At 71.4% G+C, this 11039-nt stretch carries 11 protein-coding genes; 1 reads left to right on the top strand and 10 read right to left on the bottom strand.

Annotation, left to right across the window (positions count from 1 at the left end; all coding sequences use genetic code 11):
• Positions 1 to 223: 223 nt before the first annotated feature.
• The 10 genes from ruvB to pgsA all read right to left on the bottom strand — a co-directional run bounded on the left by ruvB (position 224) and on the right by pgsA (position 8431).
• Positions 224 to 1297, bottom strand: a complete 1074-nt coding sequence (gene ruvB / locus AB0D85_RS12210) for a Holliday junction branch migration DNA helicase RuvB (protein ID WP_362317583.1) — start codon at positions 1295 to 1297, stop codon at positions 224 to 226.
• A 27-nt stretch (positions 1298 to 1324) separates the two neighbouring features.
• A complete protein-coding gene (gene ruvA, locus AB0D85_RS12205; RefSeq protein ID WP_362317580.1) occupies positions 1325 to 1930 on the bottom strand; it encodes a Holliday junction branch migration protein RuvA in 606 nt (201 codons plus the stop codon).
• Positions 1927 to 2466, bottom strand: coding sequence for a crossover junction endodeoxyribonuclease RuvC (ruvC, locus tag AB0D85_RS12200; RefSeq protein ID WP_089103224.1), 540 nt, complete (start codon positions 2464 to 2466; stop codon positions 1927 to 1929). Before ruvC ends, ruvA begins: the two co-directional genes overlap by 4 nt.
• 149 nt (positions 2467 to 2615) lie before the next feature.
• On the bottom strand, positions 2616 to 3368 hold the full coding sequence (locus tag AB0D85_RS12195; protein WP_232651528.1) for a YebC/PmpR family DNA-binding transcriptional regulator: 753 nt from the start codon (positions 3366 to 3368) through the stop codon (positions 2616 to 2618).
• Positions 3369 to 3419: 51 nt separating this feature from the next.
• The gene (gene pdxT / locus AB0D85_RS12190; protein ID WP_362317576.1) at positions 3420 to 4022 is read right to left on the bottom strand and encodes a pyridoxal 5'-phosphate synthase glutaminase subunit PdxT; all 603 of its coding nucleotides are present in this window, start codon (positions 4020 to 4022) and stop codon (positions 3420 to 3422) included.
• Positions 4022 to 4927: a pyridoxal 5'-phosphate synthase lyase subunit PdxS gene (gene pdxS / locus AB0D85_RS12185; RefSeq protein WP_362317573.1), complete on the bottom strand. Its 906-nt coding sequence runs from the start codon at positions 4925 to 4927 to the stop codon at positions 4022 to 4024. The genes pdxT and pdxS overlap by 1 nt, the downstream gene beginning before the upstream one ends.
• A gap of 104 nt (positions 4928 to 5031) precedes the next feature.
• On the bottom strand, positions 5032 to 5583 hold the full coding sequence (locus tag AB0D85_RS12180; RefSeq protein WP_362317570.1) for a hypothetical protein: 552 nt from the start codon (positions 5581 to 5583) through the stop codon (positions 5032 to 5034).
• 108 nt (positions 5584 to 5691) lie between these two features.
• Positions 5692 to 6852 carry a glycosyltransferase family 4 protein gene (locus AB0D85_RS12175; protein ID WP_362317567.1) on the bottom strand — a complete coding sequence of 387 codons (1161 nt, stop codon included), beginning with the start codon at positions 6850 to 6852 and terminating at the stop codon, positions 5692 to 5694.
• Positions 6849 to 7757, bottom strand: coding sequence for a phosphatidylinositol mannoside acyltransferase (locus AB0D85_RS12170; protein WP_362317565.1), 909 nt, complete (start codon positions 7755 to 7757; stop codon positions 6849 to 6851). The genes AB0D85_RS12175 and AB0D85_RS12170 overlap by 4 nt, the downstream gene beginning before the upstream one ends.
• Positions 7754 to 8431 (bottom strand): phosphatidylinositol phosphate synthase, encoded by a 678-nt coding sequence (gene pgsA / locus AB0D85_RS12165; protein WP_217550557.1) that lies wholly within the window; start codon positions 8429 to 8431, stop codon positions 7754 to 7756. Before pgsA ends, AB0D85_RS12170 begins: the two co-directional genes overlap by 4 nt.
• A 280-nt stretch (positions 8432 to 8711) precedes the next feature.
• On the opposite strand from pgsA, the gene AB0D85_RS12160 reads away from it, so the two are divergent.
• Positions 8712 to 10910, top strand: a complete 2199-nt coding sequence (locus AB0D85_RS12160; RefSeq protein WP_362317561.1) for an elongation factor G-like protein EF-G2 — start codon at positions 8712 to 8714, stop codon at positions 10908 to 10910.
• Positions 10911 to 11039 lie beyond the last annotated feature (129 nt).

Here is an 11039-nt window from a genome sequence, read left to right as displayed (position 1 = left end):
ATCCGGCCGACAAACCGATGCGGAGCCCGGCCGACAGGCCGACGCAGGATCCGGCCGACAAACCGATGCGGAGCCCGGCCGACAGGCCGACGCAGGATCCGGCCGACAAACCGATGCGGAGCCCGGCCGACAGGCCGACGCAGGGCCCGGCCGAAGGTCTGGGGCGGGATCCCATGGAGATGGAGGGGGTTTCGCCGTGGCGCCCGGGTGTCGGCCCGGAGGGTCACGTGCCGAACAGGTCCTGTTGGCCGGATCCGCTCGCTGTGCCGCGCGGGGCGGTCAGGCCGAGGTGGGCCCAGGCGGCCGGGGTGGCGACGCGGCCGCGGGGGGTGCGGGCGAGCAGGCCCTCGCGGACCAGGAAGGGCTCGGCGACCTCCTCCACCGTCTCGCGCTCCTCCCCCACCGCCACCGCGAGCGTCGACAGGCCGACCGGGCCGCCGCCGAACAGCTTGAGCAGGGCCTGCAGCACCGCGCGGTCGAGCCGGTCCAGGCCGCGCTCGTCCACCTCGTAGACGGCCAGAGCCGCGTGCGCGATCTCGCGGGTGATCACCCCGTCGGCCTTGACCTGCGCGTAGTCGCGGACCCGGCGCAGCAGCCGGTTGGCGATACGGGGTGTGCCACGCGAGCGGCCGGCGATCTCGGCGGCGCCGGACGGCTCGATCTCGACGTCCAGCAGATGCGCCGAGCGGTGCACGACCCGCTCCAGTTCGTGCGGCTCGTAGAACTCCATGTGCGCGGTGAAGCCGAAGCGGTCGCGCAGCGGGGGCGGGAGGAGACCCGCGCGGGTGGTGGCGCCGACCAGGGTGAACGGGGGCAGTTCGAGCGGGATCGCGGTGGCGCCCGGGCCCTTGCCGACGATGACGTCGACCCGGAAGTCCTCCATCGCCATGTACAGCATCTCTTCGGCCGGCCTCGACATCCGGTGGATCTCGTCGAGGAAGAGGACCTCGCCCTCCTGGAGGGAGGAGAGGATCGCGGCCAGGTCGCCGGCGTGCTGGATGGCGGGGCCGGACGTGATGCGGATCGGTGCGCCCATCTCGGCCGCGATGATCATCGAGAGGGTGGTCTTGCCCAGGCCGGGCGCGCCGGAGAGCAGCACGTGGTCGGCGGTGGCACCACGCGCGCGTGCGGCGCGCAGGACCAGGTCGAGCTGCTCCCGGACCTTCTCCTGGCCGATGAACTCGCCCAGGTCCTTGGGGCGCAGCGCGGCCTCGACGGCCTGGTCCTCGCGGTCGGCGACGGCGCCCACCAGCCGCTCCGCGTCGGCGCCGGTGTCGGTCGTGTCGTCCCAGTTCATAAGTGATGTGCCTCAGCGGTGGTGGGGTCAGCGGGCGCGGTTGAGGGTCTGCAGGGCAGCCTTGAGCAGCTGGCCGACCTGGGGCGGGCCCCCGGCGGCCTCGGCCTGCGGGGCGACGGCGGTCACGGCCTCGTCGGCCTCGCGGGTCGCGTAGCCGAGGCCGATCAGGGCGGCGTGCAGCTGGTCGCGCCAGCCCTGGCTGATCGGCGCCCCGACGACGGGCGCGCCGATGGGCTCGCCGAGGCGGTCCTTCAGGTCCAGGAGCAGCTTCTGCGCGCCCTTCTTGCCGATGCCGGGCACCGCGATGAGCGCCTTCTCGTCACCCGTGGCGACCGCGCGGCGCAGCGCGTCCGGGCTGTGCACGGCGAGCATCGCCTGGGCGAGCCGCGGGCCGACGCCGCTCGCCGTCTGCAGCAGCTCGAAGACCTGCTTCTCGTCGTCGTCGACGAAGCCGTACAGGGTGAGCGAGTCCTCCCGTACGACAAGGGAGGTGGCGAGTTTGGTCTGCTGGCCCATGCGCAGCCCGGACAGGGTGTTGGGCGTGCACTGGACGGCGATGCCGATCCCGCCCACCTCGACGACCGCGGAGTCCGGGGCGAGGGCGGCGACCGGGCCGCTGACGAAGGCGATCATGCCGTACGGCCTTTCGTTGCGTTGGCTGCGTGCAGGGCGACGGCCTGCTGGAGTCGGTTCTGGGCGGGGGCGCGCCAGATGTGGCAGATGGCGAGCGCGAGGGCGTCGGCGGCGTCGGCGGGCTTGGGCGGGGCGCTGAGCCGGAGCAGCCGGGTGACCATGGCGCCGACCTGGGCCTTGTCGGCGCGCCCGGAGCCGGTGACGGCGGCCTTGACCTCGCTGGGGGTGTGCAGGGCGACGGGGATGCCGCGGCGGGCGGCGCACAGCATGGCGACGGCGCTGGCCTGGGCGGTGCCCATCACGGTCCGTACGTTGTGCTGGCTGAACACCCGCTCCACGGCGACGAATTCGGGCCGGTGCTCGTCCAGCCACTGCTCGATGCCCTGCTCGATGGCGACGAGGCGATGGCCGAGTTCGGCGTCCGCGGGCGTCCGTACGACCCCCACGCCGACCATGGTCAGCGGCCGCCCGGCGACGCCCTCGACGACGCCGACACCGCACCGGGTCAGCCCGGGGTCCACCCCCAGTACGCGCACGCGCCCCTCCCTTCGGTCTCCCCCAGCTATCGCTGGGAGGTGCCCCCAGTTTGTGCAGGCTATCCGGTGCCACCGACAACGGCCGACACGACGACGGGCCGACGGGTGTGTCCCGTCGGCCCGTTGGGTCCGTGCAGCCCGTCGCGGCGTTACGCGTCGACCTTCTCCATGACCTCGTCGCTGACGTCGAAGTTGGCGAAGACGTTCTGCACGTCGTCGCTGTCCTCGAGCGCGTCGATCAGCTTGAAGATCTTCTTGGCGCCCTCCTCGTCCAGCTCGACCTGCATGGTCGGGACGAAGTTGGCCTCGGCGGAGTCGTAGTCGATCCCGGCGTCCTGGAGGGCGGTGCGGACGGCGACCATGTCGGTGGCCTCGCTGAGCACCTCGAAGGACTCGCCCAGGTCGTTGACCTCCTCGGCGCCCGCGTCCAGGACGGCACCGAGGACGTCGTCCTCGGTCAGCTCGCCCTTGGGGACGATGACGACGCCCTTACGGTTGAAGAGGTACGACACGGAGCCCGGGTCGGCCATGTTGCCGCCGTTGCGGGTCATGGCGACGCGCACGTCGGAGGCGGCGCGGTTGCGGTTGTCGGTGAGGCACTCGATGAGCACCGCGACGCCGTTCGGGCCGTAGCCCTCGTACATGATCGTCTCGTAGTCGGCGCCGCCTGCCTCCAGGCCGCCGCCGCGCTTGACCGCGGAGTCGATGTTCTTGTTCGGGACCGACTGCTTCTTCGCCTTCTGGATGGCGTCGTAGAGAGTCGGGTTGCCCTCGATGTCGACGCCGCCCATGCGGGCCGCGACCTCGATGTTCTTGATCAGCTTCGCGAAGAGCTTGCCGCGCTTGGCATCGATCACGGCCTTCTTGTGCTTCGTCGTAGCCCATTTAGAGTGGCCGGACATCTGCCTGTCTCCTTCGCGTAACCCATCCAACAACGAACCCCAGAGATCCTACTAGGACTCCGTCGCCCGGTTCGCTTGCACCATGTCGACGAACAGGGAGTGCACACGGTGGTCGCCGGTCAGTTCCGGGTGGAACGACGTGGCGAGCGCGTTGCCCTGGCGGACCGCGACGATGTGGCCCTCGTGCTCGGCGAGCACCTCGGTCTCGGCGCCGACGGACTCCACCCAGGGGGCGCGGATGAAGACGCCCTCTACAGGATCGCCGTCGATGCCGCGTACGTCGACCGCCGCTTCGAAGGACTCGTTCTGCCGCCCGAAGGCGTTGCGGCGCACGATCATGTCGATGCCGCCGACGGTCTCCTGGCCCGAGCGCGGGTCGAGGATCTTGTCGGCGAGCATGATCATGCCCGCACAGGTGCCGTAGACGGGCAGACCGGCCCGCACGCGCGCGCGGAGGGGCTCCATCACGCCGAACAGGACGGCCAGCTTGGAGATGGTGGTGGACTCGCCGCCGGGTATGACCAGGCCGTCCACCTCGGCGAGTTCCTCGGGGCGCCGGACCGGCCTGGCCACGGCGTCTGCCGCGGCCAGGGCCACGAGGTGCTCCCGTACGTCGCCCTGGAGTGCGAGCACTCCGACCACGGGAGTGGTCATCACCAGCCCCGGTTCGCGTAGCGCTCGGTCTCGGGGAGGGTGTCGCAGTTGATGCCGACCATGGCCTCGCCGAGGTTGCGGGACGCGTCCGCGATGATCTTCGGGTCGTCGTAGAAGGTGGTCGCCTTGACGATGGCGGCGGCGCGCTTGGCCGGGTCGCCGGACTTGAAGATGCCGGAGCCGACGAAGACGCCCTCGGCGCCGAGCTGGCGCATCAGCGCGGCGTCGGCCGGGGTGGCGACGCCACCGGCGGAGAACAGCACGACCGGCAGCTTGCCGAGCTCGGCGACCTCCTTGACCAGCTCGAAGGGGGCGCGCAGCTCCTTGGCGGCGGCGTAGATCTCGTTGTTGTCGCAGCCGCGCAGCTTGGCGATCTCGCCCTTGATCTGGCGCAGGTGGCGGACGGCCTCGACGACGTTGCCGGTGCCGGCCTCGCCCTTGGAGCGGATCATGGCCGCGCCCTCGGCGATGCGGCGCAGGGCCTCACCGAGGTTGGTGGCACCGCAGACGAACGGCGTGGTGAAGGCCCACTTGTCGGAGTGGTTGACCTCGTCGGCCGGGGTGAGGACCTCGGACTCGTCGATGTAGTCGACGCCGAGGGACTGCAGGACCTGGGCCTCGACGAAGTGGCCGATGCGGGACTTGGCCATGACCGGGATGGAGACGGCCTCGATGATGCCCTCGATCATGTCCGGGTCGGACATCCGGGCCACCCCGCCGTCCTTGCGGATGTCGGCCGGGACCCGCTCCAGGGCCATGACGGCGACGGCGCCCGCGTCCTCGGCGATCTTCGCCTGCTCCGGCGTGACGACGTCCATGATCACGCCGCCCTTGAGCTGCTCGGCCATGCCGCGCTTCACGCGGGCGGTGCCGGTCTCGGGGGCCTGGTTCTCACTGGTGGACACGGGTGACCTCGCTCGTTGAAAGAGGGTTTCTGCAAACACCGAGGAAACGCGAGCGGACCAGTCCACAGCAAGGGCCAATGGGAAGCCGGTGGATCGTTTTGCGGCTAGGCGGCGCGCTCGACCAGCGCGGTCGGCGGCTCGTCGTCCATTTCGAAGGCCAGCGGGAAGGGCGCGTGCCCGGCCAGTCGGAACCACCTGACCTTGCGGTGCTCGCGGAGCCGGCGGGCCGCGCCCACGGCGTCGTTGTGGAAGCGGCGGGCCATCGGGACCCGGCGCACGGCCTCGGCCAGCTCGGTCGCGGCGGCCTCGCCGCCGGGGGCTCCGCGGACCTCCTCCACCTGCTGCGGGTCCTCGAAGACCGCCCGCAGCGCCTGGCTCAGCTCGCTCTCGGCGACCTCCCGCTGCTCCTCCTCGGCCTGCCGGGCGGCGTGCGCGGCCTCGTACAGCACGATCGAGGCGGCGGGATCCAGCACTCCCGAGGTCGCCAGCTCCTGGGCCACCGAGGCCCGCCGCAGCAACTGGGCGTCGAGGGCGGCCCGGGCGGCATCGATACGGGAGTGCAGCCGGTCGAGCCGCCCGGCGGTCCAGCTCAGGTACAGGCCGATCACCACGAGGGCGGCGAGAATCCAGAGGGTCCAGATGAGCGTTGCGGTCACGGGCGGAACGCTATAGGAGACACCCGCGGCAGCGCCCCGAAGGGGCGCGGGGAACTGCGCGACCAGCCACAACGGAGCCGCACCCGTCAGACGGCCTCTCGCGGCTCACTAATCCCGCGCCAGCCCGAACCGCGCCCGCAGCCCCGACCGCTCGTCCGCCGCCACCGCCGCCGCGCCCGCCGTCACCGTCTCGTACACCGACAGGATGTCCGCACCCACCGTCGACCAGTCGAACCGGCGCACATGGGCGCTGCCGCGTTCGCGCAGCTCGGCCCTGCGCTCCGGGTTCTCCAGCAGCCGTACCGCCGCTTCGGCCAGCGCGTCCGCGTCCTCGTTGGCGAACAGCTCGCCCGCCGCGCCCTGGTCCAGGACCTGGGCGAAGGCGTCGAGGTCGGAGGCGAGGACGGGAGCGCCCGCGGACAGGGCCTCGACCAGGATGATGCCGAAGCTCTCGCCGCCCGTGTTGGGCGCGATGTACAGGTCGAGGCTGCGCAGGAAGCGGGCCTTGTCCTCGTCGCTGACCATGCCGAGGAACTCCACGCGGGAGCGGAGCTCGGCGGGGAGGGACTCGACCGCGGCCTCCGCGTCGCCCCGGCCGGCCACCAGGAGCCTGGTCCCCGGGCGGGCGGCGAAGATCTTGGGAAGGGCCCTCATCAGCACCGGGAGGCCCTTGCGGGGCTCGTCGATCCGGCCGATGAAGCCGATCGTGTCGCCCTGCCACTCGGGGCGCGGCTCGGCCTTGGCGAAGAAGTCGACGTCGACGCCGTTGGGGATGACCACCGCGTCGCCGCCCAGGTGCTCGACCAGGGTGCGGCGGGCGTACTCGCTCACCGCGATCCGGGCGCTGATCTTCTCCAGTGCGGCCTGGAGGATCGAGTACGCGGCGATCATCGCGCGGGAGCGCGGATTGGAGGTGTGGAAGGTCGCGACCATCGGGCCCTGCGCCGCCCAGCAGGTCAGCAGGCCCAGGGACGGCGAGGTCGGCTCGTGGATGTGGACCACGTCGAACGCGCCGTCGTGCAGCCAGCGGCGGACCCGCGCGGCGGACAGGAAGCCGAAGTTGAGACGGGCCACCGACCCGTTGTACGGCACCGGGACCGCACGCCCCGCCGAGACGACGTACGGGGGCAGCGGGGTGTCGTCGTCGGCGGGGGCGAGGACGGAGACGTCGTGGCCGAGGCGGATGAAGTACTCGGTGAGGTCGCGGATGTGGAACTGGACGCCACCCGGGACGTCCCAGGAATAGGGGCAGACGATGCCGATCCTCACGACGGTCCCTTCGCGGGGTCGAGGTCCGCGAGCCACAACCGCTGCAGCATGTGCCAGTCCTCCGGATGGTCGGCGATCCCGGTGGCGAAGGCGTCGGCCAGCGCCTGTGTCATGACGGACGTCTTCGAGGTCCGGTCACCTGACTCGGGTACCTCGATCGGGGCGTGGACCCGGCCCTGCATGACGGGGGTGTCGTCGTACCAGAGCGTCACGGGGAGCAGGTGGGCGCCGGTCTGCTGGGCCAGCAGGGCCGGACCGGCGGGCATCCTGGCCGTGTCGCCGAAGAAGTCGACCGCCACGCCCGACTCGGACAGGTCGCGGTCGGCGACCAGGCAGACCAGGCCGCCGTCGCGCAGCCTGCGGGCCAGGGTGCCGAAGGCGGAGCCGCCGCTGTGCGGCAGGACCTCCATGCCGAGGCCCTCCCGGTAGGCGACGAAGCGGTCGTACAGCGTCTCCGGCCTGAGGCGCTCGGCGACCGTGGTGAACGGGGTCTTCAGCTCGGTGGTGACCCAGGCGCCGGCCAGGTCCCAGTTGGCCAGGTGCGGCAGCGCGAGGATCACTCCGCGGTCGGAGGCGAGGCCGTCGGTGAGGTGGTGGACGTCCTTGACGTCGAAACCGGTCTTTATCCGCTCCTCGCTCCAGGACGGCAGCCGGAAGGACTCCATCCAGTAGCGCAGGTACGACCGCATGCCGGCGCGCGACAGCTCGCGCAGCCGCTCCGGGCTCGCGTCGGGCACCACGCGCGCGTAGTTGGATTCCAGCCGCTGGACGCCCTTGCCGCGCTGCCGCCAGGCGAGGTCCGCGATGGAGTCGCCGAGGCGTACGGCGACCGGCTCGGGGAGCTTCTTCACGGTGCTCCAGCCGATTCCGTACAGGGCGTCGGTGAGCCGGTCGGTGGCGGTCACTGCGCGGCCTCGCTCCCGTGGGAGGCCTTCTCCCGCTCGGCCGCCGCCTCCGCCTCGGCGGACTCGCGGCGGACCGTGACGACCCGCTGGACGAGGGTGACGAGGCTGCCCACGGCGACGATCCACAGGGCGATCGGAAGCAGGATCTGGATGCCCGGCACACCGAACTTGTGGAAGCCGGCCAGACCGGCCGCCACCAGCGAGATCACCAGGCGTTCGGCGCGCTCCACGAGACCGTTGACGGCCACCGGCAGGCCGATCGACTCGCCGCGCGCCTTGGTGTACGACACCACCTGGCCACTGGCCAGGCAGAAGATCGAGACGGCGCACAGGACGTTGTTGTTCCCGTTCCCCGCGTACCAGAGGGCGAAGCCGCCGAAGATCGCGCCGTCGGCGACCCGGTCCAGGGTGGAGTCCAGGAAGGCTCCCCAGCGGCTGGTACGGCCCAGCTGGCGGGCCATGTTGCCGTCGACCAGGTCGGAGAACACGAACAGGGTGATCACGATCGTGCCCCAGAAGAACTCGCCCCGGGGGAAGAAGACCAGTGCGCCCGCGACCACTCCTGCCGTGCCGAGGAGCGTGACCGTGTCCGGGCTCACGCCCCGGCGGATGAGAAACGCGGCGAACGGTGTGAGGACACGCGTGAAGAATGCACGCGCGTACTTGTTCAGCATGGCCTTCCCGACGGTCGTTGCGCCGTGCGGCCCCTGCTGGCCACCCCGGCTGGCCCATCGTAGCCACGCGCGCGTGTGTGCGACGGGTGGGCACTCTCAGACGGCACCGGCGGCCGTGCCGCGAGGGCCGCGCGGGCACGATCACGTCCTTCGTATGGACGCACCGTGACGGGAGTGGAAAGCTCGAATAACCGCGGGCGTCATCGGAGCCGCCACCGCACGCGGCCCGCCATGCTCGCCCGCGCCCACAGAGACCTCACCGTGCACGGGAGGCATAACCATGGGCGACAAGGTCAAGGAACACCCCGGAGCCGCCGGCAGGGCTATGGCGGCCGACCACCCCGCGTCCGTACGGAATGTGGTGCTGGTCGGCCACTCCGGATCGGGCAAGACCACATTGGTGGAGGCTCTCGCGCTGACCGCGGGAGCCGTGAACCGGGCGGGCCGTGTGGAGGACGGCGGCACCGTCTCGGACTACGACGACATCGAGCACCGGCAGCAGCGGTCCGTACAGCTGTCGCTGGTCCCGGTCGACTGGAACGGAATCAAGATCAATATCCTGGACACCCCGGGATACGCCGACTTCGTCGGTGAGCTGAGGGCCGGTCTGCGCGCGGCGGACGCGGCCCTTTTCGTCGTCTCGGCCTCGGACGGGCTGGACGGCTCGACCCGGATGGTGTGGGAGGAGTGCGCGGCGGTGGGAATGCCGCGGGCGATCGTGATCACGCACCTGGAGGCCGCCCGCGCGGACTTCGCGGAGATGACCCGGGTGTGCGCCGAGGCGTTCGGCGCCGACGACCCCGACGCCGTACTCCCCCTGTACCTGCCGCTGCACGGCTCGCAGGGTCCGGACGGGCACGCGCCCGTGACCGGGCTGATCGGGCTGCTCACCCAGAAGCTGTTCGACTACTCCTCGGGGGAGCGCAAGGAGTCCGAGCCGGGCCCCGACCAGCTGCCGGACATCGAGGACGCCCGCAACCGGCTGATCGAGGGGATCATCTCGGAGAGCGAGGACGAGACGCTCATGGACCGCTATCTGGGCGGCGAGCAGATCGACCTCAAGACCCTGATCGAGGACCTGGAGCGGGCCGTGGCCCGTGGGGCGTTCTTCCCCGTCCTCGCCGCCGCCCCCGCGGCCGAGGGCGCCCGCCAGGGCCTCGGCACGGTGGAACTCCTCGAACTGGTCACGGGCGGCTTCCCGACGCCGTTCGAGCACCCCACGCCGGAGGTCACCACCGTCGACGGCAAGCCGCGCGAGATCAAGCCGTGCGACACCGGCGGTCCGCTGGTCGCGGAGGTGGTGAAGACCGCGTCCGACCCGTACGTCGGCCGCGTCTCGCTGGTCCGGGTGTTCTCCGGCACCCTGCGCCCCGACGAGACGGTCCATGTCTCCGGGCACGGCCTCGCCGACCGCGGCCACGAGGACCACGACGTCGACGAGCGCATCGGCGCCCTGTCCACCCCGTTCGGGAAACAGCAGCGCCCGGTCACCCACGTCATCGCCGGTGACCTCGCGTGCGTGGCGAAGCTCGGCCGCGCGGAGACCGGGGACACCCTCTCCGGCAAGGACGACCCGCTGCTCATGGAGCCCTGGGAGATGCCCGACCCGCTGCTGCCGCTCGCCATCCAGGCGCACAGCAAGGCGGACGAGGACAAGCTCTCGCAGGGTCTGTCCCGCCTTGTCGCCGAGGACCCGACGATGCGGCTCGAACAGAACCAGGACACCCACCAGGTGGTGCTGTGGTGCCTCGGTGAGGCGCACGCGGACGTCGCCCTGGAACGGCTGCGCAGCCGGTACGGCGTCCAGGTCGACGTCGTACCGCACAAGGTGTCCCTCCGGGAGACGTTCGCCGGCAGGTCCGCGGGACGCGGCCGGCACGTCAAACAGTCCGGCGGGCACGGGCAGTTCGCGATCTGCGAGATCGAGGTGGAACCCCTGCCGGGCGGCTCGGGCATCGAGTTCGTCGACAAGGTGGTCGGCGGCGCGGTACCCCGGCAGTTCATCCCGTCGGTCGAGAAGGGCGTCCGGGCCCAGGCCGTCAGGGGGGTCGCCGCCGGCTACCAGCTCGTCGACGTGCGGATCACCCTGCTCGACGGCAAGGCGCACTCGGTGGACTCCTCCGACGCCGCCTTCCAGACGGCGGGCGCGCTGGCGCTGCGGGAGGCCGCGGCCGAGGCGAGGATCCATCTCCTGGAACCGGTGGCCGAGGTGTCCGTGCTGGTCGGCGACGACTACGTGGGCGCGGTGATGAGCGACCTGTCCGGGCGGCGCGGCCGGGTGCTGGGCACCGAGCAGACCAGCGGCGGGCGCACCCTGATCAAGGCCGAGGTGCCCGAGTTCGAGATCGGCCGGTACGCGGTCGACCTGCGCTCCCTCTCGCACGGCACGGCCCGTTTCAGCCGCTCCTACGCGCGGCACGAGCCGATGCCGCCGCAGATCGCCGAGAAGATCCGCGAACAGGCCAAGGAGGCCTCGTAGTTCGTCCGATAGTCGACAGCAAAGGTGTTCGGCGGGCGGCTTCGGCCGTCCGCCGACGGTTGTCGATGGCTGGAGATACTCTGAGTACTTGATCAACAGGTGTGCGGAGTACGGAAGTCGGGAAGGCCG

The sequence above is a fragment of the Streptomyces sp. NPDC048277 genome, from assembly GCF_040652235.1.
Lineage (GTDB): Bacteria > Actinomycetota > Actinomycetes > Streptomycetales > Streptomycetaceae > Streptomyces.
Note: the sequence above shows the minus strand (reverse complement) of the source record. Positions and strands in the feature narration are given on the sequence as shown.